The organism is Massilia cellulosiltytica (assembly GCF_047325105.1).
Lineage (GTDB): Bacteria > Pseudomonadota > Gammaproteobacteria > Burkholderiales > Burkholderiaceae_D > Telluria > Telluria orientalis.
The window spans coordinates 4179757-4203459 of the sequence record NZ_CP168562.1; the positions used below are offsets into that span (position 1 = coordinate 4179757).

Genomic DNA, 23703 nt, shown 5'->3' on the forward strand with positions numbered 1-23703 from the left:
TCGATATCTCGGCCCGCCCCTCCTCGTTACGCGATCGCGTACGTGAAATCGCCGTTCCCGTCGGCGCCCACCGCGATGCGCTCGATCGCGGCCCCTTCCGCCATGCGCGCCAGCACGGCCTCGGCAATCTGCGGCAGCAAGGTACCGTTGAGGATGTTGTCAACGTTGCGCGCGCCGGAATCGACTTCCGTGCAGCGGGCCAGCACCGCATCCACGAGCGATTCGTCGTACGCGAACGCCGCCTTGTGGTTGGCGGCCACGCGCCGGCCGATGCGTCCAAGCTTGAGTTCGATGATGTCCGCCAGCACGTCGTCCGGGATCGGATAGAACGGCACGACTTTCAGGCGGCCCAGGAACGCCGGCTTGAACTGCTTGACGAGCGCCGGGCGGATCAGCGCTTCCAGCTCCTCGGCCGACGGCACGTCCTGCGGATCCTTGTTCAGGCAGGCCTGCATCAGGGTGCTCGACGCGACGTTCGACGTGAGGATGATGAGCGTGTTGCGGAAATCGACTTCGCGGCCTTCCGCATCGTCCAGCACGCCCTTGTCGAACACCTGGAAGAACAGCTCCAGCACGTCCGGGTGGGCCTTTTCCACTTCGTCGAGCAGCACGACGCTGTACGGGTTGCGGCGCACGGCCTCCGTCAGCACGCCGCCCTCGCCATAGCCCACGTAGCCCGGCGGCGAGCCTTTCAGGCCCGAGACGCTGTGCGCTTCCTGGTATTCGCTCATGTTGATGGTGACGAGCTTGCGTTCGCCGCCGTACAGCACGTCGGCCAGCGCCAGCGCCGTCTCGGTCTTGCCGACGCCGGACGGGCCCACGAACAGGAATACGCCCTGCGGCTTGTTCGGATCGTCGAGGTTCGCGCGCGCCGTGCGTACGCGCTGCGCGACCGCGTCGATCGCATGCGACTGGCCCAGCACGCGCTGCTCCAGCAGGCCCTGCAAATTCAGCACCGTGCGGATCTCGTCCTTGACCATCTTGCCGAGCGGGATGCCGGTCCAGCCGGCGACGATGCCGGCCACCACGTGGCCATCCACCTGCAGCGGCACGAGCGGCGTCTCGTCCTGCACGGCCTTCAGTTCGTCGCGCAGGCCGCGCGCGTCGGCAGCCTCGCCTACGCGCATGTCGCCTACGCGCATGTCACGGATGCGGCCCACGAGATCGCGCTCGCGTTCCCAGCGCGCCCGCAACGTGGCCAGTTCGTCTTCGGCGCCAGCGCGCGCCGCGGACAGTTCGCCCAGCCGCGCATCGTGCGCGCCCTCGCCCGCCGCCTGCTCGCGCTCAAGCGCCGCGCGTTCGGCATCGAGGCGCTCCAGCTGGCGCGTGAGGTCTTCGATGCGGGCCGGCGCCGCGTCGCGGCCCAGCGCCACTTTCGCGCACGCCGTGTCCAGCACGCCGATGGCCTTGTCCGGCAGCTGGCGGCCGCTGATGTAGCGGTGCGACAGGCGCACGGCTTCCGTGATGGCCTCGTCGTGGATGCGGACATTGAAATGCTTCTCCATCAGCGGCGCCATCCCGCGCAGCATCGCGCACGCCAGTTCCTCGCTCGGCTCCTCGACCTTCACGACCTGGAACCGGCGCGCCAGCGCGGGATCCTTCTCGAAATATTTCTTGTACTCGCTCCACGTGGTGGCCGCGATGGTGCGCAGTTCGCCCCGTGCCAGCGCGGGCTTCAGCAAATTCGCCGCATCGTTCTGGCCCGCCTGGCCGCCCGCGCCGATCATCGTGTGCGCCTCGTCGATGAACAGGATGATCGGGTGCGGGCTCTTTTTCACTTCGTCGATGGTGTTCTTCAGGCGGTTCTCGAACTCGCCTTTCACGCTGGCGCCGGCCTGCAGCAGGCCCAGGTCCAGCACGTGGATTTCCACGCCGCGCAACACCTCCGGCACGTCGCCCGTCGCGACGCGCAGTGCGAGACCTTCCACCACGGCCGTCTTGCCGACGCCCGCCTCGCCCGTCAGGATCGGGTTGTTCTGGCGGCGGCGCATGAGGATGTCGACGAGCTGGCGGATTTCCGCGTCGCGGCCGATCACCGGGTCGACCTTGCCGTCGCGCGCGCGCTGCGTGAGGTTCGTCGTGAACTGGTCCAGCGCGGGCGTCTTCGACGGTCCCTGGCGCTGCAGCTCGCCCACGGGGTCGCCGCCCTCGCCCTGCACGGGCGCCGCGGCGACGGCCGGTGCTTCGTCGGAGCCGGCCGTCACGTCGTCGAAATGGTGTTTTATCCGGTCCAGGTCGAATTGCGCGAACTGCGGCGACACGCGGTGGGCCAGCTGCGACAGCTCGGGAGAACTCAGGAGCGCCTGCAGCAGATGGCCGCTGCGGATGCCGGCCTGCTGGCCCGCGCGCAGGTCGAGCGATGCGATGAGCCACGCGTGTTCGAACAGCTTCGGCAGGCGCTCCGAGAACACGGGCGTGCGCGTGTTGCCGCTCCTGAAGCCGGCCACTTCCGCCTGCAGGTCCGCTTCCAGCCGCTCGATCGACACGCCGCACCGCCGCGCGATGACGGCCACGTCGCAGGCCGGCTGTTCCAGCAGCGCGAGGAGCAGGTGCTCGATGTCGACCTCGTACTGTCCCAGCGACACGCACAGGCCGGCCGCCCGCGTGGCGGCCGCGCGGCAGGTGTCGTCCAGTTTGCCGATCAGGGTTTTCAGGTTGATGCTCATCGCGTGTCCTCTTTCAGTTGGCATGTCTCAGTTTGCGTGAATCTCATAGCGCACGTCGGCGCGGTCTTGTATTTGGGGGCCGTCGACGAGGAAGCCATCCCAGCCCAGGCGGCCGCCCGTGGTCCGCGTGCCGGACAGCGTGCTGCCCCGCACCTCGTCCGCGCGCAGCACGAGCTGCACTTCGTATTCGAGCGACAGCCCCGTGAACATGGTCACCATGTTGCCCAGCGCGCGCGCCGCGCGGCCGCCCGGCAGGAAGGCTTCGTAGGACGGCAGGTCCAGCGGGCCGATGACGAGGCGCAGGCGCAGGTCGCGCTGCCACACGCGCGTGCCGGCCATGGCGCCGCCGCCCAGCGTGGCGTTGCCGAGGCCCAGCGCCGTCTGCTGCGTGGCCGGCACGTCGTACCAGCGGCCGATGAACTGTTCGGCGCGCACGGGCTGGCCAAAGTACTCGGACAACACGCGCGCGATCTGCACGCTGGACGCGGGCCGCTGGCGCATCGCGGTGGCGAAGTAGGCGACGGTTTCATCCAGCACGCCGTCGCCATGGTCGGACAGGCGCCGCCGCAGCGCCGTGTGGCCCATGCCCGCCAGCGACAGCAGCAGCGGCAGGAAGCCGTCCTTGCGGCCGCCGTATTTCAGCTCCAGCCGGTACTTGCGCCACGCCTCGTAGAACAGGGCCAGCGTGCGGGTCGAGAACGTGTCGAGGAAGGCGCGCGGGCCGTCGTCCCGTTCGGCGATCTGCTGCGCGGCCACCCGCTCCGTGTAATGGGCGGGCAAGGCGCCGCTCGAACCCAGCAGGCCCATGAACGTGGGCGTCAGGCGCACATACCTCAGCTCCTGCGACTGCAGCGCGGCGGCCAGGGCGGCGCTGTTCGGCGCGACCGTGCGCGGTTCCGCATGCAGCGCCTCGATCTCGCTGGCCGGGAAGGCGAGCGAGGTCGAATTGGTAAACCGCAGGAAGTTCGCCAGCGCGCCCTCTTCCGCCATGCCGCGCTTGCGCAGCCACAGCTCGATCATGCGCACGGCCTGGAAATACTGGAAGCGGTACGGCTGCGCGAACAGCCGCTCGATTACAGCAGGCTCAAATCGCCGCTTCGGGGCGTGCATCGCAGCAGCTCTCCTCCGGTCTTGTTGGAAATGATCACGAGTTGCGTGAAGCTGTTGGCGTGCACGTACAGGCCGAGGAAGCGTTCGACGATGTGGGCGAACGCGTCGACGCCGCTGCCGACGAAGGCTTCCTCGTCGATCGTCAACCGCACCTCGATGCCGCGCACCATGCAGGCGAACGGATTCCCCGGCAGCCAGGCGGTCGCGGGCCGGTGCTCGACGGCGAGGATGCCGCCGATCTGGCGCTGCGTCGACGGTGAGCGCGGCAGGTCGTACAGGGTGAGCATCTCGCGAAACGCGGCGATGCCGCCGCCCGACAGCGACAGGTGATTCAGCGACAGGTGCGAGATCAGGCGCCAGTGCGCGCCGCGTCCGCGCTCGAAGCGGTACGACGGCGTGGGCTTGCGCAGGAAGCTGATCGACTGCACCGTCGATCCGCCCTCGATGAACAGGTCGCCGCCGCGCACGCCGTACGACAGCAGCGCGGGCAGGTCGCGGTTGGTGCACGTGAGCTCGATGCTCAGCGTGTCCGTCTCCACCTCGGCCGGGTCGAAATCGATGTCGACGAGGGAGATCTGGGTTTCGTAGCCGGGGCTGCGTTCGGCCAGCAGCGGGTCGCGCCGCATGATCCAGTAATGGCCGCTCTTGTCGGGCATCTGGCCGTGACGCAGCGAATAGAACGGCCGGAATTCCACGATGGATTCGCCCTGCGGCGTCTGGCGCACGAGGCGCACGCTGTCGATCGATTGCACCTCGAACGCGAAGGCGCGGCGCGCGTCCGCCAGCACCGGATAGCTGGCCGTCGTGTGCGTCAGGCGGATCGGTTCCCCGCGCTGGCGGAACAGGTTCACGACCGGCGTGCAGCCCAGCAGCAGGTTCGTGGCGGACAGGGTGCCGAGCATGCGGGCCGCGTTCGAATCGGCGCGCAGGCCGCTCAACGCCAGGTGCAAGGTGATGGTGCGCGTCCCCGCCGGCAGCGCGGCCGTCAATGCGGCCAGGTCGATGTCGAAGAAGTTGAACTTCTCGGGAAAGCAGAAATATTCGGTGAGCAGGCGGTACGCCGTGTGCGAGCGGGCCGGGAAATCGATCAGCGACTGGTCGTCGCCGAAGCCGGCCGGCTGCAGCGGAATCCTGGCCAGCGGGACCCAGCGCCCGTTGCCGTCGGCCTCCGCGTACGCGCACACGCCGCGCATGAACAGCGCGTCGCGCAGTGCGGCGCAGAACGACGGTTCGCCGTCGATGAACACGCGCAGGCTCGCCAGCTTCAGGCCCGCGATCGGATTCGCGCCCGTGGCGGCCAAGGTGATCGACAGCTTCGATGTCGCCTGCGGCGGCGGGCGCACGGCGTCGGGCGCGTCGAGGATGGCGTCGAAGCGGGCGCGCGCCAGGTCCAGCGGCGCCACCGTCACGGGGTATGCGGTGCGGAACGTGCACGGCGCGCCGCGCACGGGGCGCGTCGCGAGCTGCGTGCCGCGCGGGATCTCGCCGGCGGCGCCGGGCTGCGCGGCGGCGCCGCCGAAATCCATGCGCGCGATCGAGCAGGACGGGAACGGGCGCAGGTAGTGCGGGTACAGGACGTCGAGCAGCGCTTCGGTGAATTCGGGGTAGTCGTCGTCGAGGCGCTTGGCGATGCGGGAATTCAGCAGCGCGAACGATTCGATCATGCGTTCGATGTGCGGGTCTTCGCACACTTCGCCGCCGATGAGCAGCTTGCCGGCGATCCTGGGGTAGCGCTCGGAGAATTCGCGCGAATGGCGGCGCAGGAAACCGAGCTCCTGCTCGTAATACGGTAATAACTGGTCCAACTCAGGCTCCCGGCGCCGCCGCACGGCGGGCCTTGCTGATGGTGTAATGCTGGCTGGAGGGCTGCAGCACGGCGTCGAAGTTGACCGGCTCGTGCGCCGCGCTCACGACCATCAGCGCGGTGATCGAAAAATTCAGGCGGTTGACGGCATCGTCGCGCAGTTCGAGCCTGGCCTGCACGTTGCGCAGGCGCGGTTCATGGCGCGCGATCGCCGCTTCCAGGCTGCGGCAGATGAAGGCGCGGTCGTCGGTGCTCGACAGCGACAGGCCCGCGAAATCGTGCAGGCCGTACGCGACGATGGACCGCGCGCATTCGGGAAAGCGCCGGAATGCATCTTCCGGCATCACGGCGCGGGTATTCAGCAGCGCCTCCAGGTCGCGCGCCACCGAATCCTTGATTTCCTCGAGCGAGACGCGCGGCACGGTGCCCGTCTGGGCCTGGCCAGGACGGTCGATCAGGCGATCGAACAGGCCCGGCATGAATCCTTTGGCGGACATCGTGCCGGCGCGCTATCAGGCCGCGATCTTGTTGGCCGACAGGTCCCAGCCGCCCGACGTGTTACCGCCCGTGCCGCCGTTGACCTTCTGCTGGGTGTACTTCCATTTCACCTTGGAGTACTTGATCGACACGTCTTCGGTCAGGATGTTGCCCTGCTCGACGGACGGCGACACGCTGGAGATCAGGACGTTCTCCAGTTCGATCTCGAAGTACTTGACGCGCTCGCCCTGGCCGTCGGCGCGCAGGAACTCGAACTTCGCTTTCGGGATGGTCTTGCCCGACGAGCAGGTCTGCAGCAGGATCGGGGTGGCCAGGTCGGCCAGCTTCGAGACGACGATGTCCTTGTGCTCGGTGCGCTCGGCGGTGTGGCCGCCGCCGGTCGACGCGGTGGCCGATTTCGGTTGCAGGACTTCCCACTGGACGCTCTTGACTTCGATCCAGTCCTTGTGTGCAGTGTCGGCGGACTCGCCTTTGATGCCGTCGATTTGCAGGTAGACGTCGATTGCCATGTTGTGTTTTTCCTTTCAGTTCAGTTGATACGGGGGGACTACAAAGTTGATCAGGTGGCCGATGCCGGCAGTTCCGCGACGAGGCGCAGCGACACGGACAGTTCGTCGAGCTGGAAGTGCGGACGCAGGAACGAGACGGCACGGTAGACACCCGGACGGCCCGGCACTTCCTGCACCTGCACGCTCGCTTCGCGCAGCGGGAACTGCGCCTTCTGCTCCTGGCTCGCGTTGTCGTCCAGCAGGACGTACTGCGTGAGCCAGCGGTTCAGGAAGTCCTCGACGTTGGCCGCGGCGGCGAAGCTGCCGATCTTGTCGCGCATCATGGCCTTCATGTAGTGGGCGATGCGCGAGACGGCGAAGATGTATTGCAGCTGGGCCGACAGCACGGCGTTCGCGTTGGCGGCGTCGCTCGCGTACTTGCGCGCCTTCTGCGCCGACTGCGCGCCGAAGAAGGCCGCGTAGTCCGTGTTCTTGCAGTGCACGAGCGAGATGAAGCCGAGGTCCGACAGCTCTTTCTCGCGGCGGTCGGTGATGGCGATCTCGGTCGGGCATTTCAGCGCGATCTCGCCTTCGTCCGTCTTGAACGTGTGCGTCGGCAGGTTTTCCACGAGGCCGCCGCCTTCCACGCCGCGGATCGCCGCGCACCAGCCGTAGTCCTCGAACGCGCCCGTCAGCTTGGTGCCGAACGCGTAGGCCGCGTTGCACCACAGGTATTTGTGGTGGTCGGTGCCGTCCACGTCCTCGACGTAGTTGAAGCCTTCGGTGGTGGCGCCGTCGGCCGGGTTGTACGGCAGGCGGCCGAGGAAGCGCGGCAAGGTGAGACCCACGTAGCGCGCGTCTTCCGATTCGCGGAACGCCTTCCACTTCGCGTATTCGACGGTGTCGAAAATCTTCGACAGGTCGCGCGGCTTGCCGAGGTCGGAATAGCTTTCGAGGCCGAACAGCTCGGGCGACGCGGCCGAGATGAACGGCGCGTGCGCGGCGGCCGCCACGTGCGACATCTGCTCGATGAAATACATGTCTTCCGGCTGGCGCGTGATCTCGAAGTCGCCCAGCAGCGCCCCGAACGGCGCGCCGCCGAAGGTGCCGAATTCTTCTTCGTAGACCTTGCGGAACATGGTGCTCTGGTCGAACTCGATGGCGCTCTGGAAGTCCTTCACCAGCTCGCGCTTGGTCGCGTTGAGCATCTTGACCTTCAGGTTCGGACCCGTCGCCGTGTTGTTGACGAGGTAGTTCAGGCCCGTCCAGCTGGACTCCAGCTTCTGGAATTCCGGCGCGTGCATCACGGCCGACAGCTGCGCGGAGATCAGGCGGTCCAGCTCCGCCACGCGGGCGTCGATGGTGGCGGCCAGGTTGTCGGACACGACGACCGTGCCGTCCATGACCTGGTTGACCAGTTCCGCGATCAGGTCGCGGGCGCGCGCATGCTCGGCGCTGGATTTCGCCACCTTGCTCTGCTCGACGATCTGGTCGAGCAGGTCGGCCTCGGCTGCGAGGGGAGTGTCGGCCGCGAGGGCCGCGTTCTGGAGTGCGGACATGATCACTCTTTCGTCGTCGGCTGGCCCAGCTTGGCCAGGGTTTCGGTGCTGTTCAACACGTCGTTGAGCAGGTCTTCGAGCTTGTCGTTGCCGGCCAGCTTGTTGCGCAGGTCGGCCAGCTTCGTGCGGGCCTCGAGCAGCTTCTTCAGCGGCTCGACCTGGTTCACGACCGACTCGGGACGGAAGTCGTCCATCGAGCGGAACGTGAGGTCGACGGCGAACTGGCCGCCCTCGCCCGTGAGTTCGTTGTTCACGCGGTACGTGGCGCGGGGTTCGACGCCCTTCATGACTTCGTCGAAGTTGTCGCGGTCGATGCCGACGAAGCTGCGCTCCTTCAGGCGCTTTTGCGGGACTTCGGAGTTGCCGCCGAAATCGCCGACGACGCCGACGACCAGCGGCAGCTCCTTGTTCTCGATCGCATCGCCGATCTCGACGTCGTACGTCATTTGCACGCGCGGCGGGCGGATTTTCTGCAGTTTTTTCTGCACGCTGGAATTTCTGGACATGGGATTCCCCTGTGGTTGTTTCGGACGTTATTTCAGTGCGCCGAACGGATCGGCACCGGACGCGCCGGCGGCGACCGCCTGTTTCGCCTTCGACCTGGCGCGGCCCTTCGCGACGGCTTTCGCCGGCGGCGTGGCCTGCACCGGCGCCGGCACGAGGACCTGCTCGCCCAGGCTCTCGCGCAGCAGCTTGGCCAGGTCCTGCGACTCGGTCTTGATCGAGCCGGACAGGTTGTTCTGGCGGCTCAGGTCGGCCAGCGCACGCGTCGACAGGCGCAGGCCGCTGATGGCGATGATGCTGTTGGCCAGGCGGTCGTTCGGATCGCGCACCAGCACTTCCTGGGCGCTGACGATCGCTTCCCCGTACTGGCCGGCGTCGTAGCGGGTCTGGGCGATGCTGGACCACGGCGCCTTGTCGGCCGGGTAGGCGGCGGCCGCCTCCTTCCACAGCGTGACCGCGTCTTCCTTGCGGCCGGCGGTGCTGGCCTCGGTGGCCTTGGCGAGCAGCTCGTCCATCGTGGGCGCGGGCGGCTTCTCGGCCAGCTCCGGCTTCGTCGTCGCGCAAGCGGAAAGAAGGATGGCGCAGGCGGCGGCGCCAACGAAACGGCTCAAGCGGCCAACGGGAAATGCAGGGGTCATGCGGGTCCTCGCAAAGGGTGAACTAAGTGATGCCTTGGTATTAACTTTGTAAAACTTTTTTTATAGTATCAGAATTGTTTTATTGATCAACCTCAATTTTATTTACAATCGTACGCGGGTCTCTGACGAGTGAAATGCTCACCAATTTCCACTATTTCCCAATGATTTGCCTTATAACCTGACGGCATCTCACGTTATGCCAAAGAAATATCACGAATTATCACAAAGAAAATTTGTGTCATAATCGTGCGCTACGTTTCCGTAAGAAATGTTACTGTTCTGCCATTTTCATTTTCAGCAGCGCCAGGGGATAACCAACGCATGAGCGGCAAAATCTTATGGGGCGAAGGACTGTTCCTCCGCCCCCAGCATTTCCAGCAACAGGACCGGTACCATGAGGATCGGCTGCACCGCACGGCGGGCCTGCTGCATCCGTATGCCTGGGGCGTCGTCGCGGTCCAGGTCGACCGCGACGCGCTGGCCAACGACGCGCTGCGCCTGCTCGAACTGTCGGTGCGTTTTCCCGACGGCGAGCTGTATTCCGCGCCCGGCGGCGACGATCTGCCGGACGCCGTCGACCTGAGCCAGCTGCCGCAATCCGTGCAGACCGTGACGTGGCACGCCGCCCTGCCCGGCTTCAAGCCGTACGGCGCGAACTTCAGCGGCCACCGGACCGACGGCGACGGCGCGCACACCGCGCGCTTCGCGCAGCTGGACCGCGACACGCCGGACCTGTACACGCAGGCCGCGAGCGCGCAGCTGACGTATCTGCGCAAGACGGTGCGCCTCGTGTCGGACGGCGAGCCGCTGGACGCGTACGTGCACGTGCCCGTGCTGCGCCTGCGCCGCGCGGCCACCGGCGGCTTCGAGCTGGATGGCTCGTTCGTGCCGCCCAGCCTGACGATCAGGAGCGCGCCTCTGCTGTTCCTTCAGCTGCGCCGGCTGGTCGATGCGCTGCAGGCGAAGGTCAGTGCGCTGTACGGCCACCACCGCGAACCGAGCCGGCACGTGATCGAGTTCCGCTCGGGCGACATGTCGTCGTTCTGGCTGCTGCACACGGCCAGCACGGCGTGCGCGAGCCTGTCGCACTACTTCCACAATCCGGCGCTGCATCCGGAGCGGCTGTACGAACAACTGCTGTCGCTGGCGGGCAGCCTGATGACGTTTTCGAAGAGCTGGACCCTGGCCGACCTGCCGCCGTACCAGCACGCCGACCCCGGCCCCGCGTTCGCGACGCTGCACCAGATCATCCGCGAACTGCTCGACACCGTGATCTCGTCGCGCTACTTCGCCATCGCGCTGCGCGAAGTGAAGCCGTCGTACTGGCACGGCATGCTGGACTCGGAAAAAATCGACGACAAGACCACGTTCTACCTGGCCGTGTCCGGCGACCTGCCGGCCAGCGAACTGGTGGACGTGGTGCCGCTGCGGCTGAAGATCGGCGCGCCGGACGACGTGGAAAAATTCGTGCTGTCCGCGATGCCCGGCGTGCGGCTCGTGCACGCGCCGCAGGTGCCGGCCGCCGTGCCGGTGCGGCCGGACGCCGTCTACTTCGCCATCGAGGCGAAAGGCCAGATGTACGAGCGCATGCTGCAGGCGCAGTCGATCTCGATCTACGTCCCCGGCAGCATGGCGGACGTGAAGCCCGACCTCGTCGCCGTGACCTCCTGAACCCGAGAGACCTTCCATGACCACCGCAACCGCACCTTCCCTCATGGCCGCCGGCACCCCGGCGTCCGCGCCGGCGGCGCCGCAGACGCTGCTGGACCTGATGTACGACGGCTTCTATGCCCTGTTCATGCTCAAGAACGGCAACGGCCCGCAGGACGACGCCGCGTTCGCGCGCAAGATGACGCAATTCCTCGACGACTTCGGCCGCAACGCGCGCAAGCACAACGCGTCGCCGGACGACGTCGACGCCGCGAAATACGCGTTCTGCGCCGCGGTCGACGAGATCATCCTGCGCTCGCACTTCACGATCCGCGACGCGTGGGAACGCCGCCCGCTGCAGCTGCAGCTGTTCGGCGACCAGCTCGCGGGCGAACACTTCTTCGAGCGCCTGGAACAGCTGCGCGCGCGCGGCAGCGCCCACGTGGAAGCGCTCGAAGTCTTCCACATGTGCCTCCTGCTCGGCTTCCAGGGCCGCTACATCCTGGAGGGGACGGAAAAACTGAACTACCTGACGTCGCGCCTGGGCGACGAGATCGCGCACATGAAGGGAAAGCGCGGCGGCTTCGCGCCGCACGCGGAACGTCCCGACCAGATCCGCCACAAGCTGCGCAGCGACCTGCCGCTGTGGGTGCTGTACTCGGTGTTCGGCCTGATCTGCGTGCTGGGCTACGTGGGACTGCGCACGTCGCTCGGGCACACGAGCGAGGCGCGCATGAATGCGTACAGCGACGTCGTCAAGATGGCGCCGCGGGCGGCGAATCTCACGATCACGCTGCCGTGACGTTCGCGCGGGCACGGGTGCCCGCCCTACGCAACATCATGCCTGCAACGACAACCGGTAGACCGTCGTCTGCCGGTACACCTGCCCCGGATGCAGCATCACGCGCGGCCACGCTGCGCTCATGAGGCCGGGCCGCGCGTGGGCTTCGACGCGGAACGCGTCCAGGCGCGGCTGGCCCGCGACGCCTGCGCCGCTGCTGAACCGCACGGCCGCCTCGGTCGTGTGGAGCTGCAGGCGGCGCCCGGAGGCCGGGTCGAACACGCGGGCCACTTCGCGCAGCTGACCCTGGCCGCCGGCGAAGTGGTTGCGGACGCAGAAGCAGTGATCGAAGCCGCCAGCCCGCTGCAGCTGGGTGTCGGTCCAGTGCAGGCGCGGGCCGATGGCGGCGGCCTGGCGGAAGTCGAAGGCCGTCCCGCCCACTGCGGCCACGCCGGCGGGCGTGCCGGCGGACCCCGTTTCCTCGAAATAGTCGGCGTCGATCTGCACCATGTGGTCGCCCACGTCGGCCAGGCTGCCGGAGAGATTGAAGGAAGGATGCGCTAGCGACGCGAGCGGGATCGGCACGCCGGCCACGGCCTGGTACTCGATCGACAGGGCGCCGTCGTCGTCCAGGCGGTAATGCACGAGCATCCCCGCCCCGTCGCCGCCCGCGGTGAGCGCCAGCGACACGACGCCGTTCGCCTGCCGCCCCTCCCAGCGCGCGGCGCGGCCGCCGGATGGGATGCCGTCGACGTCCGGCTGCACGACATCGGCCATGCGGCCGTAACGGTCCGGCGCGACCCAGGCACGCAATTGCGCGCCCCGTTCGGCGATCGTCACGGTCATGCCGGCCGCGTTCTCGAGCATGAACGAGCGTTCGCCGGCCGACACGGCCGGGGCGCCCGGAATGAGGTGGATCGTCATTGCAGTCTGGCTTCCCGAGTTCCGATAGGAAGCCATTCTCCGGGCCCGCGCGTTGTGTTTCAATTGCGAAAATCACCAGCGGGCCGAACGATTCTCGCCGATGCTACGCGGCGGTGCGTTCGCCCAGCGCCCGGTCGCGCCAAGCGCGCGGCGTACACCCGAGTTCGCGCTTGAACACGAGGTGCATGTACTGCGTGGACGTGAACCCGCAGCCCAGCGCCACGTCCGCGATGCTGCGTTCGCCGCTTTCCAGGCCCGCCTTGGCCGCTTCCAGCTTCGACTTGAGGATCATGTCGTGCACGCTGCAGCCCAGCTCCTGGCGGAAATAGACTTCCAGCGAGGAGCGCGACACGCCGACGTACTCCGCCACCTGGTGCGTCTTGATGCCCTGGCACGCGTACTGGCGGATGTAGTGGCAGGCCCGCATCACGTGCGGATGCTTGACGGCCTGGAAGCGGCTCGACGCGAGGACGTTGATGCCGGCCGGCGGCACGAGGATGCGCGTGTTCGACAGGCGCACGCCGTGCAGCATCTGCTCCAGCAGGTGCGCCGCCGTGCGGCCCATCTCGTGCGCGCCCTGGATCACGGAACTGAGCGGGATGCGGGTCAGCATGCGCACGAGGGGGTCGTTGTCGATGCCGATCAGCGCCACCTGCTCCGGCACCGAGATGCCGGCGATCGCGCAGGCCTGCAGCAGCTGGCGCGCGCGCGCGTCCGTGACGGCGATGACGCCCACCGGCTTGGGCAGGCTGCGCAGCCAGTCGATCTGGCCTTGCACCGCCGCGTCCCACGACGCCGCGCTGGTCTCGCAGCCGCGGAAGATCTCCGCTTCCATCCGGTCGTCGGCCATCAGGGTGCGGAACGCGCACTCGCGTTCCTGCGCCCAGCGGCTTTCCTGCGCTTCGGGCAGGCTGAACATGGCAAAGCGCTGCAGGCCGACGTCGATCAGGTGGTCGCGCGCCAGCTTGACGAGCTTGAAATTGTCGGTCGCGACATACGGCACGCCGGGCGGATACGCGTCCTCGTTCCCATAGGAACCGCCGACGCCGACCACCGGCACCGTGCAGCCGGATAATGCCCGGACGACGGCCGGGTCGTCGAAATCGGCGATGACGCCATCGCCCTGCCAGCGATCCATTCCATTCAGGCGCAGCCGGAAATCCTCTTCCAGAAATAAATCCCAGGCCACGCGCGTACCGCCCAAATGGCCGGCAATTCCGGCAATCACTTCGCGATCGAAGGTTTTGTTTCCGTTGAATAGCAGTGCTATCCGATAGGCTTTCGTCGTTTTCACTGTTGTCGTCTCCCTGTGAAACTATTTTTATTTTGTTTCCGGGCCAAACGGGCCCGGTATGGCATGTTTAGTAAACAGCTCGGTAAACAGATAACGCAGCAACAAGGAGATCAGGCAGCACCATGCCCGGCGCATCGGGGCAAACAATGGATCATGTTTTCCAGGCGCCGGGACAATGCGCTCGTTGCGAGCGCGCGGCTGGAATGGGTTGGGCACGGGACATGCGCAGTCATGGGATGGTTCCTCGTAGCTTGGCCGGGGTGCCGGTGGCGGCGCCCCTTCAGCTCAAGAATAGGATCCCACCCCGGGGCGCCTATAACGTCAGCAAGTGGATTTCTTTCACCGTGCAAAAAGTACGATCAGTTTTGCAGGGAGTGGAAGGCTGGATCAGCCGTTTCCCACCTTTTTTGGCCGCGGCTCGGCGTCGAAGGACGGCTGGTCGGGTGCCAGCGTCCGGAATGCCTTCGGCGTGCAACCGTACTCTTCCTTGAACAAACGGTTGAAATACGACACGTTGCCATAGCCGACCGAATAAGCGATTTCCGCCACGGTCGCGGTGCTTTTTTCCGTGAGCAGGCGCGCCGCTTCGGTCAGCCGTAATTTATTCACATAACCGGTGAACGTCATGCCGAGTTCCGTTTTCAGCAGGTCATTCACTTTATTCCGGTTGGCGCCGGTGCCGGCCACCACGCCTTCCAGGTCCAGTTCAGGATTCGTGTAATTCGTCGCAATGAATTTAAGGACCGTCGCCATTTCCTCGTCCCGATAGGGTTGCACGGTTAATTGGCGATAAGCGACCAGCGGTAAATCCTTTTTCAACCTGGAATTCAGGCTGGCCGCCAGGGTGCGCGTGTGGGTCCGGAAAAACCAGATGCCGAACATAATCCAGCCCGTCCCGAGAATCACGGCGAGCGCGACGATATACCGGTAATCCTGCCTGTGCAATTTGATATTGCTGATTTCGACGTGCGCATCGCGGTCGAATGGCGTTTGCGAACTCGAACCGAAAGAAAACTGCACCACCTTGTCGAGCTTGTAATCCTTGGACGCCAGCGGCAGCTTCATCATCGACAGCCACCAGTCGGGGACGGTCAGCCGCCGGATGTCGATGGACACGGGCACCCCCTGCTCGTTACAAGGAAAGAACGTACCGGGCGACCGGTAGGTGATGTACTGGCCCGGGACCGAGACCTTGTCGTCGAACACGGTCATGCCCAGCAACATCGGATAGGCGGGCGAGCAGCGCGCCGTGAACGTGATGGTCTCGTATCCCCGCAGGTCGACCGTGGCCAGGTTGCCCTTCGCATCCTTGGCCATGAACCGCGTGCCGGCAAACGGATACTTGCCACCGTGCGTGAGCCGGTAGTCGAACGATACCGCCCCGGGTCCCGCACTGCGCAGACTGACTGCCGAGGTGCCGCCCAACTCCTTGTCGGACACGGCGACGGGGTCCCAGCGGACGCCGTCCCTGAGCACGGGCGACAAGGCATAGGTCGGCTGGCTCATGAAAATGAACAAGGCCGCAAGCAGCGCATCCACGACCAGCAGTGCGATCAGAAAGAGCAGCGCCTTCTTGTAAAACTCTTGCATTGTCGTACGGCCGTTGAGTGATCTTCGATCGCTCCGATCATAACAGCCCGGTCAATACGATGGCAAAAAAAGGGGCGGCCCAGGGCCGCCCCGTAAAACCTACCATGCCAGGCGGTAGGAGACTACCCAGCTATTGTGGAAGCCATGACGCGCCGCCGCAATTGTGAAAAACGCCAGCACGCCATACGAAATTGCCCAGCATCGACGCCTGCGACAAATCGTATGGCAGGAAGCGAATTTCGTAATTGCCCGATCCTGTCCCGACACGTCAGAATGCATGATTATCCAGACCTGTATCCATAAGAAAGGCTACGAATGTTCCCTCGGAGACTCCTCCCACTCGCGCTGGCGTGCGCACTCGCGAGCGCCGCGTGCGCCCCCGCGGCGGCGGCCCAGCCGGACCTCCCGACCGTCCTGTACGGCGCGGCGTACTATCACGAATACATGCCCTACGAGCGGCTGGACAAGGACGTCCAGATGATCAAGGCGGCCGGCTTCAACGTCGTGCGCCTGGGCGAATCGACATGGAGCCTGTGGGAGCCGGAGGACGGCCGCTTCGAGACGGCGTGGATGGACCGCGTCGTCGACGCGATGGGCAAGGCCGGCATCAAGGTCATCATGGGCACGCCCACCTATTCGATCCCCGCGTGGATGGCGCGCCAGCATCCGGAAATCCTGGCGACCAAGTTCAACGGCGCGAAGAACACGTACGGCATGCGCCAGAACATGAACACGGACGCCCCCGCCTACCGCTTCTACGCGGAGCGCCTGATCCGCCGCATCGCCGCGCATTACAAGGACAACCCGAACGTCATCGGCTGGCAGGTCGACAACGAGACGGGCAGCTACGGCGCCGCCAACGACGACGTCTTCATCCGCTTCCAGCACTACCTGGAAAAGAAATTCGGCACGCCGGAAAACCTCAGCCGCGCCTGGTTCCTGAACTACTGGGGCCAGGATCTGCATTCGTGGACCGACCTGCCCCGGCCGGACGGCGCCCAGAGCACGGGCTACAAGCTGGAATGGTCGCGCTGGAGCCAGATGCGCGTGACGGACTTCCTGCACTGGCAGGCGCAGCTCGTGCGCGAATGCGCGGGCCCGCGCCAGTTCGTCACGCACGATTTCGCCGGCTCGCTGCACGGCGACGTCAACGAAAGCGCCGTCGCGCAGAAGCTCGACGTCGCCGGCGTGAACATCTACCACTGGGGCACGCAGGACCAGTACAACGGCGCCGCCCAGAAGCTCGACGGCGACTTCACGCGCTCGCTCAAGCGCGGCAACTTCCTCGTCACGGAAACGAACGCGCAGACGACCGACTGGAGCTCCTCGTTCCAGTACCCGCCGTACGACGGCCAGTTCCGCCAGGACGTCTACACGCATTTGTCCAACGGCGCCAACATGGTCGAATACTGGCACTGGGCGTCGATCCACGCGAACCAGGAGACGTACTGGAAAGGCGTCCTCTCGCACGACCTCGAGCCGAACCGCGCCTACGCGGAAATGAGCCGCACCGGCAAGGAACTGCAGAAGATCGGCCAGCGCCTCGTCGACCTGCGCATCCGCAACGACGTTGCGATCCTGTGGAGCCGCGATTCGCTCAATGCGATCAACGACATGCCGTTCGCGAAGCAGTCGCAATGGGGCTCGGCGGGCAGCAACGCCGACTACGGCTCGGAAGTGCGCCAGATCCACCGCGCGCTGTACGACCTGAACGTCGGCACCGACTTCGTGTTCCCGGACACGGCCGACCTGTCCGCGTACAAGGTCCTGGTCGTGCCGTCGCTGTACATCGCGGACGACGCGCTGCTGCAGCGGATCGCCGAGTTCGTGCGCAAGGGCGGCCACGTCGTGATGGGCTTCAAGAGCGGCTTCGCGAACGAGAACGCCGCGGTGCGCTGGACGATGGCCCCGGGCCCGCTGCGCCAGGTGCTCGGCTTCCACTACCAGGAATTCTCGAACCTCGCGCAGCCGCTCGCGCTGAAGGGCGACCCGTTCCAGGCCGGCGACGACAACAAGGTGCGCCACTGGGCCGAATTCCTGCAGCTGGATACGGCGAAGGCGCTCGCCTGGTACGACCACCCGTTCTTCGGGCGCTGGCCGGCCATCACGGCGAACCAGTTCGGCGCGGGCAAGGCCGTCTACGAGGGCACGTATTTGTCGGACAAGCTGCAGAAGGCCGTGCTGCAATCGGTGCTGCAGGAGAAGGGCCTGATCGGACCGGACCAGCAACTGCCGTCGCACATCCAGGCGCGCACGGGCGTGAACCGGTTCGGCAAGACGATCCGGTATTACTTCAACTACTCGGGCAATCCCGCGACGTTCACGTACCGCCACAAGACCGGCACTGACCTGCTGACGTCCCGCGCCGTCAAGGGCGACGAGGCCGTCACGCTGGCGCCGTGGGATCTCGCGATCGTCGAAGAGAACTGAAAAGGAGCCTCGGAAAACCGTCGCGAGCGGCAACAGTGCAACGCGCAGCAGGTTTTACGACGCTCCTTAACTGAAAAGGAGCCTCGGAAAACCGTCGCGAGCGGCAGCAATGTTGTCCGAGAAGCGCAGCTGTACGAGTAGTACAGCGAGCATCGCAGGGCAACAGTGCAACGCGCAGCAGGTTTTACGACGCTCCTTAACGGAAGAGCAGCTGGGCGTAGTGATACAGGTTTTCCGCCCAGCTGTCCCGGTCATGCCCATACCCGTCCACGTTCCACACGTGGGCGACGCCCTGCTCGCGCAACTGGCGGTGCACGCCCTGCGCGACGTTGATCAGGCCGTCGCGGTTGCCGCACGACAGATACACCAGTTTCAGCTTGCCCTTCGCCTGTGCCGCCTCGCCCGCCAGCTTCGCGGGCGCTTCCGTGTTCGGCGCCGGCGAGAAACCCGCCACCCAGTTGAACGCTTCCGGATGCCCCAGGCCGAAATTCAGCGCCTGCCCGCCGCCCATCGACAGGCCGCCGATCGCCCGGTGCGCGCTGTCCTTCAAGGTCGGATACGCGGCGTCGACGGCGGGAATCAGCGAATCCAGCAGGTCGCGCTCGAAGCGCGCGAAGCCGGCCGCGTTTTCCGGCGTGAACACCTTGTTCTCCGGCGGCGAGCGGTCGTCCGCCAGCGCACGGCCGTTCGGCATCACGACGATCATCGGCACGATCTTGCCGGCGGCCGCGAGGTTGTCGAGGACGTCCTGCGCGCGCACATAGCCGCGCCACTCGTCCTGGTTGCCGCCGATGCCGTGCAACAGGTACAGCACCGGGTAGCGGTGCGACCTGTCGTAACCGGGCGGCAGCCAGACGTTCGCCGTGCGGCGCTTGTTGGTGACGCTGGACGCGTACGTGAACGTCTCCACCTTCCCTTGCGCGCGGCCCGGCTGCGCATCCGCGAATCCGGCGGGCGGCGGCGCGAACGCGCGCACGTCGTCCGCTGCAAGGACGATAGTGCGCGCGAAGTTGGCGCGCGCCGTTTCTGCGCTGACCTTGGCGTTGACGTCGGTGTCCTGCGCCTGGGCGGCGGTGCACAGCAGGGCGACCGCCAGGGCGGCGGCAAACTGAATCTTCATGTCTCGGTTCCTGAATGGATTATTGTTGGATTGTCACGGCCCGCCATCGTACACGAGATCGGCCGCCTTGCCCTGCCGGCCGACGATGACGACCTGGAACCGGCGCCGCGCCTTCATGCCGGGGAACCCGCCGCGGCGCTGCGCGATCGTCAGCTTGCGTGCCGCGTCGTCCCAGTGCATGCCGGTGAGCGCGTATTCGCCGCGCTCATAGCCCCAACGCTCGCGAACGTCATGGCGCTGTACGTGTCGAACAGCACGCCGTAGCCGCGCGTCGACACGACGAACGGAATAGCGATGCGCAGGTTGTGCTGGTACAGGCGCTTCGTCTTGCCGCGCAGGTTCAGGTCCGCCGTCTCGTCGAAACCCAGGCCGTACAGCGCTTCGTCGTCGCCCAGGCGGAACCCCGCCGTCGCTTTCCAGGCGTCGCGGTCCTTCGATTGCACGTATTTGGTGGCCACCTGCCGGTCGCCGTCGACCGTCCTGACGGTGGACACCGTGGCGGGATCGGGCGTCGACTTGAACACGGCCACCCGCTCGAACGCACGGGGCGCCGCATCGTCCTCGCGCAGCAGCACCGCGCCGGCCGCGTTGCGGAACGCGAGCGCGCCCGTCGTCCGGTCCACGGCGACGCCCACCTGCGCCGAACGCAGGATGCGGGCGCCGCCCTCGTCGCTGGCCGCGATCGCCCCCGGCCGGCCGGCGACCGGCGCCCGCATGAGGTGGGCGGACGTCGACCAGTCTCCGTTGCGCGTCGCCGTGACGTGCACGATGCGGTCGGTGACGAAATCGACCTTCACGCGGGTGTCGTCCACCCGGTATTCGATGCCGCTGCCGGACTCGCGCACGTCCCGGATCGCCGCGAACGCGGCGTCCCGGCACAGCAGCAGCACGCACGCCGCCAGCGCGGCCCGCAGCGGCCGCCGCATCATTGTGCCGCTTGTGTCAGCGTGACCACGGCACCGCCGGAACCGGCGAGCTTGAGCTTCAACCGGCTCTTGCCCGTCACGCGGGTGGTGCGCGCAGCGAGGTGGTTGCGGTCCTTGCCGTCTTCCAGGATCGCGGCCGAATAATTCGCGCCCGGCGCCAGGAAGTCCAGTGGCACGTCGACCGTGCGTGCAGATTCGTTCGTCATCGCGCCGATGTACCACGTGCTGCCCTTGCGGCGGGCGGTCACGATGTACTGGCCGATGTCGCCGTCCAGCACGCGCGTCTCGTCCCACGTGGTCGGCACGGCGCCGATGAACGTCGCGCCGTCGGCCCAGGAGCCGTCCGCGTTGCGGTAGGCGTCCGGGCTGTCCGCCACCATGCCGAACGGCGAATCGTACACGACGTACATCGCGACGGCCTGGCCGCGCGTCGTCTGCACGAACGGCTTGACGTTGCGGCGCTGGCCCATGAAGTCCTTCGCCGCGATCGAGCGGAAGCCGCCCGGCGTGTAGTCGATCGGACCGAGGATCATGCGCGTGAACGGCAGGGTCACGTTGTGGGTCGCCGTGACGCGTGCGCTCCACTTGTTGTACTCGGCGCCCATCACGCCTTCCTGCGTCATGTAGTTCGGATAGGTGCGCGTGAGGCCGTCCGGCGGATACGCGCCGTGCAGGTCGACCATCAGGTGGTGCTTCGCGGCCTTCGACAGGATCTTGTGGTAGAAGTCCACCATGTCCTGGTCGGTGCGGTCCATGAAGTCGACCTTGACGCCCTTGATGCCCCACGATTCGTACAGCGCGAACGCGTCGTCCATCTGGCGGTCGAGCTGCTTCCACTGCAGCCAGACCCACACGCCGATGTTCTTCTGCTTCGCGTACTTGATGATGGCCTGCATGTCCATCGCGGGGACCGGCTTCAGGGGATTGGATGGCAGCGGTTGTTCGGAACTGCCTTCGTACCAGCCTTCGTCGATCAGGATGTAGTCGAGGCCCAGGCTGGCCGCGAAGTCGGTATAGGCTTTATAGGTCGCGGTGTTGACGCCCGCGCCCGGCATGTCGACGGCCCAGCCGTTCCACCAGTCCCACGATGCCTTGCCCGGTTTGATCCAGCTGGTGTCCGCGATCGTCGACGGGCTGCCCAGCGTCGCGATCAGGCTGGATTGCGTCAGGCCGCCCGGCGTGTCCGCCACCATCACCACGCGCCACGGCGTGGACAGCGGCGCGTCGGCCAGCGTCGTGCGCACGGCCGGACCGTGCACCTGCACATCGCCGTCGTAATGCGGCGCCAGCACGACCGCGACGCCCAGTCCGCCGTCGCCGCGGCCGGAATAATACGCGCCGGCATAGCCGCGCTTGTCCGCTTCGGCGATGGCGAACGTGGTCTTCCTGTTGCCCGTCTTGCACACGAGCGGTGCGTCGAACGTGTGGTGCGGCCGGATCGTCGATGCCGGCACGGGATCGAATTCGCCCTCATGCGAGCTGTCGAAGCGGCCCGGATTGAAACCCCAGCAGCGGTAGTCGGCCGGGAAGTCGAAGCGCGTGGCCTCGCCGTTGATGCCCAGGTCGGCCACCTGCTGGCGCGGCAGCACGTAGCGGAACGCGACGCCGTCGTCGTAGGCGCGGGCGACGAGGTTGACCTTGACCGGCTTGTCCTTGCCGGCCAGTTGCAGCTCGACCTGGCTGTAGCGGTCCGCGACGCTGGATGCCTTGCCGGCGACCGGGCGCCACGTCTCGTCGACGGTCTTGTTCTCGACGCCGGTGACGCGCAGGGTGGTGCCGTCCAGCGCGCCCGCGGTCGTGCTCAGGCCGAGGGGCGATTGTGCGATCACCGTGACGCCGTCGCGGATGACCGTGTATTCCAGCTTGCCGTCGGCGGCGGTGAGTTCGATGCGGGTGCGGTGGTCGGGCGAGACGACCGTGTACGGCGCGGCGGAGTGCGCCGGCAGGGCCGCGGCAACGGCGACGAGCGCCGGGATCAGGTGTACGCGTTTCATGCTCAAGCCACTTTCAACGCGATTGCATACGGGAGTGCGGGCTTCGCCTGCGGGAGCGTGACCTGCAGGCCTTCCGGCGTCTGGCGGAACGCGAGCGCGCCGCCGCCGACCAGTTCGACGCGGGACACGGCCTGCTTCAGGTGTTCGCCGCCCGCGCGCATCGACTTGATGGTCACGGTGCCGTTGTCCGGCCAGCCCATCACGAACGCGTACACGGCGCCCTTGCCGGCCGTGAAGCGGATGTCGGCGCCGGAGAACGGCTTGCCCTTGCCTTCGTTGAAGCCGGGGCCGGACATCGGCGCCGCGGCCGCCTCCGCCACCGGTCCTTCGCCGTACAGCGCCCACGGGCGCGAATCGTAGATGCCTTCGCCGTTGACGGCCATCCAGCGCCCGATTTCCTCGACGATGCCGCGTTCCTGCTCGTCGATCGTGCCGTCGCCGCGCACGGGCACGGACAGCAGCAGGTTGCCGTTCTTGCTGACGATGTCGATCAGCGTGTGCACGACCGTCTGTGCGCTCTTGTACGCCTTGTTGTCGTAGATGCGGCGGTCATAGTGCCAGCTGCCGATGCAGGTGCAGGTCTGCCACGGCAGCGGTTCGATGCGCGGGCTCTGGCCGCGCTCGATGTCCCACACCATCGACTTGCGCTGCACCTCGTCGAGGATCTTGCCGTTGACGACGGCTTGCACCTTGCCGTGCTTCGCGGCGCTGCGGTTGTACATGTGCGCGGCCAGGCGCATGCCGATGTCGCTGACCGGATACAGGGGCAGCACGGTGTCGTCGTAATACACGAGATCCGGGTCGTAGTTGTCGAGCAGGTCGACGGTGCGGTTGTACAGCTTGTCCGCATACGCCTTGTCCGGCGGGAGCACGCCGCCGCCCCATGCCCAGCGCTGGTCGGTGCTGCCGCCATCCTTGCTGAGCGGGTGGTTCTGCGCGTACAGCGCCTGCGGATCGAGCCCGTTCCACCACTGGCCCTTGCCGTCGGCCTTCTTCAGGCGGCCGTCGTACGGCACGCCGGCCAGCGGGCCAGTCTTGTCCGCGCCCTGCGCCGTCTCGTACCAGTTCCATGCGTGGGCCGCGTGCACGGACACGCCGAAGCGCAGGCCGTGCTTGCGTGCGGCGTCGCGCCAGCCGCCGATCAGGTCCTTGCCCGGGCCCAGCTTCGTCGAATTCCACTCCGGCTGGTAGCGGCTCTTGTACAGGTCGAAGTTGTCGTGGTGGTTCGCCAGTGCGACGAAGTACCTGGCGCCCGCCTTTTTGTACAGTCCCACGAGTTCGTCCGGATTCCAGCGCTGCGCCTTCCACCGATGGATCACGTCCTTGAAGCCGAACTTCGACGGGTGACCGTATTTCGCGACGTGGTATTTATAGTGGTCGCTGCCCTCCTCGTACATGCCGCGCGCGTACCAGTCGCCGTGTTCCGGCTCGCATTGCGGGCCCCAGTGCGCCCAGATGCCGAACTTCGCGTTGCGGAACCAGTCCGGGGTTTCGTATTTCGACAGCGAGGGCCAGGTCGGTTCGAACGGACCGGTGGCCATCGGCACGCGGGCGCCGGCGGCGCCGGCATACGGGGACACGGCGAGCGCCGGGATGGCGGCCGCCATATGCTGCAAGAGTTCACGTCGTTTCATCGGTTTCTTTCCAAGGTGGGTGACGGCCGCTCGAGGGGCGGCTCTTCGACTATCCACGGGATGGTGCCCGTGGCCCCGGACGCCCGCAATTAT

19 protein-coding genes are annotated in these 23703 nt (G+C 66.5%); 3 read left to right on the forward strand and 16 right to left on the reverse strand.

Features of this window, described 5'->3' with window-relative positions; translation table 11 throughout:
- Positions 1–26: 26 nt before the first annotated feature.
- The 8 genes from tssH to ACEN9H_RS18265 are packed head-to-tail and all read right to left on the reverse strand — an operon-like array spanning position 27 to position 9267.
- On the reverse strand, positions 27–2666 hold the full coding sequence (tssH, locus tag ACEN9H_RS18230) for a type VI secretion system ATPase TssH (RefSeq protein ID WP_413671534.1): 2640 nt from the start codon (positions 2664–2666) through the stop codon (positions 27–29).
- Between the two features lie 27 nt (positions 2667–2693).
- Positions 2694–3776 (reverse strand): type VI secretion system baseplate subunit TssG, encoded by a 1083-nt coding sequence (tssG, locus tag ACEN9H_RS18235; RefSeq protein ID WP_413671535.1) that lies wholly within the window; start codon positions 3774–3776, stop codon positions 2694–2696.
- Positions 3740–5581 carry a type VI secretion system baseplate subunit TssF gene (gene tssF, locus ACEN9H_RS18240; protein WP_413671536.1) on the reverse strand — a complete coding sequence of 614 codons (1842 nt, stop codon included), beginning with the start codon at positions 5579–5581 and terminating at the stop codon, positions 3740–3742. The genes tssG and tssF overlap by 37 nt, the downstream gene beginning before the upstream one ends.
- Before the next feature lies 1 nt (position 5582).
- Positions 5583–6077 (reverse strand): type VI secretion system baseplate subunit TssE, encoded by a 495-nt coding sequence (gene tssE, locus ACEN9H_RS18245; RefSeq protein WP_413671537.1) that lies wholly within the window; start codon positions 6075–6077, stop codon positions 5583–5585.
- A gap of 15 nt (positions 6078–6092) precedes the next feature.
- The gene (locus ACEN9H_RS18250; RefSeq protein WP_056125847.1) at positions 6093–6587 is read right to left on the reverse strand and encodes an Hcp family type VI secretion system effector; all 495 of its coding nucleotides are present in this window, start codon (positions 6585–6587) and stop codon (positions 6093–6095) included.
- 50 nt (positions 6588–6637) lie between these two features.
- Positions 6638–8125 carry a type VI secretion system contractile sheath large subunit gene (gene tssC, locus ACEN9H_RS18255; RefSeq protein WP_371762774.1) on the reverse strand — a complete coding sequence of 496 codons (1488 nt, stop codon included), beginning with the start codon at positions 8123–8125 and terminating at the stop codon, positions 6638–6640.
- A 2-nt stretch (positions 8126–8127) separates the two neighbouring features.
- Positions 8128–8631, reverse strand: a complete 504-nt coding sequence (tssB, locus tag ACEN9H_RS18260; protein WP_056125843.1) for a type VI secretion system contractile sheath small subunit — start codon at positions 8629–8631, stop codon at positions 8128–8130.
- A gap of 27 nt (positions 8632–8658) precedes the next feature.
- On the reverse strand, positions 8659–9267 hold the full coding sequence (locus ACEN9H_RS18265; protein ID WP_413671538.1) for a hypothetical protein: 609 nt from the start codon (positions 9265–9267) through the stop codon (positions 8659–8661).
- Positions 9268–9588: 321 nt separating this feature from the next.
- On the opposite strand from ACEN9H_RS18265, the gene tssK reads away from it, so the two are divergent.
- Together tssK and icmH are read left to right on the forward strand one after the other, a co-directional pair.
- A complete protein-coding gene (gene tssK / locus ACEN9H_RS18270; RefSeq protein ID WP_371762772.1) occupies positions 9589–10938 on the forward strand; it encodes a type VI secretion system baseplate subunit TssK in 1350 nt (449 codons plus the stop codon).
- 16 nt (positions 10939–10954) lie between these two features.
- Positions 10955–11719: a type IVB secretion system protein IcmH/DotU gene (gene icmH / locus ACEN9H_RS18275; protein WP_413671539.1), complete on the forward strand. Its 765-nt coding sequence runs from the start codon at positions 10955–10957 to the stop codon at positions 11717–11719.
- A gap of 36 nt (positions 11720–11755) precedes the next feature.
- On the opposite strand, the gene ACEN9H_RS18280 is transcribed toward icmH, so the two are convergent.
- From ACEN9H_RS18280 to ACEN9H_RS18290, 3 genes are all read right to left on the reverse strand, one after another.
- Positions 11756–12622: a galactose-1-epimerase gene (locus tag ACEN9H_RS18280; RefSeq protein ID WP_413671540.1), complete on the reverse strand. Its 867-nt coding sequence runs from the start codon at positions 12620–12622 to the stop codon at positions 11756–11758.
- A 103-nt stretch (positions 12623–12725) separates the two neighbouring features.
- Positions 12726–13916, reverse strand: coding sequence for a XylR family transcriptional regulator (locus tag ACEN9H_RS18285; RefSeq protein WP_413671541.1), 1191 nt, complete (start codon positions 13914–13916; stop codon positions 12726–12728).
- A 387-nt stretch (positions 13917–14303) separates the two neighbouring features.
- A complete protein-coding gene (locus ACEN9H_RS18290) occupies positions 14304–15506 on the reverse strand; it encodes a helix-turn-helix domain-containing protein (RefSeq protein ID WP_413671542.1) in 1203 nt (400 codons plus the stop codon).
- Between the two features lie 315 nt (positions 15507–15821).
- Between ACEN9H_RS18290 and ACEN9H_RS18295 the strand changes: the two genes are divergently transcribed.
- Positions 15822–17936 carry a beta-galactosidase gene (locus tag ACEN9H_RS18295; RefSeq protein WP_413671543.1) on the forward strand — a complete coding sequence of 705 codons (2115 nt, stop codon included), beginning with the start codon at positions 15822–15824 and terminating at the stop codon, positions 17934–17936.
- 196 nt (positions 17937–18132) lie between these two features.
- Here the strand turns inward: ACEN9H_RS18295 and ACEN9H_RS18300 are convergent, their stop codons facing one another.
- The 5 genes from ACEN9H_RS18300 to ACEN9H_RS18320 are packed head-to-tail and all read right to left on the reverse strand — an operon-like array spanning position 18133 to position 23610.
- Positions 18133–19056 (reverse strand): alpha/beta hydrolase, encoded by a 924-nt coding sequence (locus tag ACEN9H_RS18300; RefSeq protein ID WP_413671544.1) that lies wholly within the window; start codon positions 19054–19056, stop codon positions 18133–18135.
- 33 nt (positions 19057–19089) lie between these two features.
- Positions 19090–19236: a DUF5110 domain-containing protein gene (locus ACEN9H_RS18305; RefSeq protein WP_413671545.1), complete on the reverse strand. Its 147-nt coding sequence runs from the start codon at positions 19234–19236 to the stop codon at positions 19090–19092.
- Positions 19206–19985: a hypothetical protein gene (locus ACEN9H_RS18310; protein ID WP_413671546.1), complete on the reverse strand. Its 780-nt coding sequence runs from the start codon at positions 19983–19985 to the stop codon at positions 19206–19208. Before ACEN9H_RS18310 ends, ACEN9H_RS18305 begins: the two co-directional genes overlap by 31 nt.
- Entirely contained in the window at positions 19982–21976 is a 1995-nt protein-coding gene (locus ACEN9H_RS18315) for a glycoside hydrolase family 97 protein (RefSeq protein WP_413671547.1), read from the reverse strand. Before ACEN9H_RS18315 ends, ACEN9H_RS18310 begins: the two co-directional genes overlap by 4 nt.
- Before the next feature lie 2 nt (positions 21977–21978).
- The gene (locus ACEN9H_RS18320) at positions 21979–23610 is read right to left on the reverse strand and encodes an alpha-L-fucosidase (protein WP_413671548.1); all 1632 of its coding nucleotides are present in this window, start codon (positions 23608–23610) and stop codon (positions 21979–21981) included.
- Positions 23611–23703 lie beyond the last annotated feature (93 nt).

Bases quoted from the DNA above. Each gene is read 5' to 3' on its own strand.
- ACEN9H_RS18290 (WP_413671542.1), bottom strand. From the start codon at position 15,506: ATGCAAGAGTTTTACAAGAAGGCGCTGCTCTTTCTGATCGCACTGCTG.
- ACEN9H_RS18280 (WP_413671540.1), bottom strand. From the start codon at position 12,622: ATGACGATCCACCTCATTCCGGGCGCCCCGGCCGTGTCGGCCGGCGAA.
- ACEN9H_RS18315 (WP_413671547.1), bottom strand. From the start codon at position 21,976: ATGAAACGCGTACACCTGATCCCGGCGCTCGTCGCCGTTGCCGCGGCC.
- tssE (WP_413671537.1), bottom strand. From the start codon at position 6,077: ATGTCCGCCAAAGGATTCATGCCGGGCCTGTTCGATCGCCTGATCGAC.
- tssG (WP_413671535.1), bottom strand. From the start codon at position 3,776: ATGCACGCCCCGAAGCGGCGATTTGAGCCTGCTGTAATCGAGCGGCTG.
- ACEN9H_RS18310 (WP_413671546.1), bottom strand. From the start codon at position 19,985: ATGATGCGGCGGCCGCTGCGGGCCGCGCTGGCGGCGTGCGTGCTGCTG.
- ACEN9H_RS18295 (WP_413671543.1), top strand. From the start codon at position 15,822: ATGTTCCCTCGGAGACTCCTCCCACTCGCGCTGGCGTGCGCACTCGCG.
- ACEN9H_RS18305 (WP_413671545.1), bottom strand. From the start codon at position 19,236: ATGCACTGGGACGACGCGGCACGCAAGCTGACGATCGCGCAGCGCCGC.
- ACEN9H_RS18320 (WP_413671548.1), bottom strand. From the start codon at position 23,610: ATGAAACGACGTGAACTCTTGCAGCATATGGCGGCCGCCATCCCGGCG.
- tssK (WP_371762772.1), top strand. From the start codon at position 9,589: ATGAGCGGCAAAATCTTATGGGGCGAAGGACTGTTCCTCCGCCCCCAG.
- icmH (WP_413671539.1), top strand. From the start codon at position 10,955: ATGACCACCGCAACCGCACCTTCCCTCATGGCCGCCGGCACCCCGGCG.
- ACEN9H_RS18250 (WP_056125847.1), bottom strand. From the start codon at position 6,587: ATGGCAATCGACGTCTACCTGCAAATCGACGGCATCAAAGGCGAGTCC.
- ACEN9H_RS18300 (WP_413671544.1), bottom strand. From the start codon at position 19,056: ATGAAGATTCAGTTTGCCGCCGCCCTGGCGGTCGCCCTGCTGTGCACC.
- ACEN9H_RS18265 (WP_413671538.1), bottom strand. From the start codon at position 9,267: ATGACCCCTGCATTTCCCGTTGGCCGCTTGAGCCGTTTCGTTGGCGCC.
- tssH (WP_413671534.1), bottom strand. From the start codon at position 2,666: ATGAGCATCAACCTGAAAACCCTGATCGGCAAACTGGACGACACCTGC.
- tssC (WP_371762774.1), bottom strand. From the start codon at position 8,125: ATGTCCGCACTCCAGAACGCGGCCCTCGCGGCCGACACTCCCCTCGCA.
- tssB (WP_056125843.1), bottom strand. From the start codon at position 8,631: ATGTCCAGAAATTCCAGCGTGCAGAAAAAACTGCAGAAAATCCGCCCG.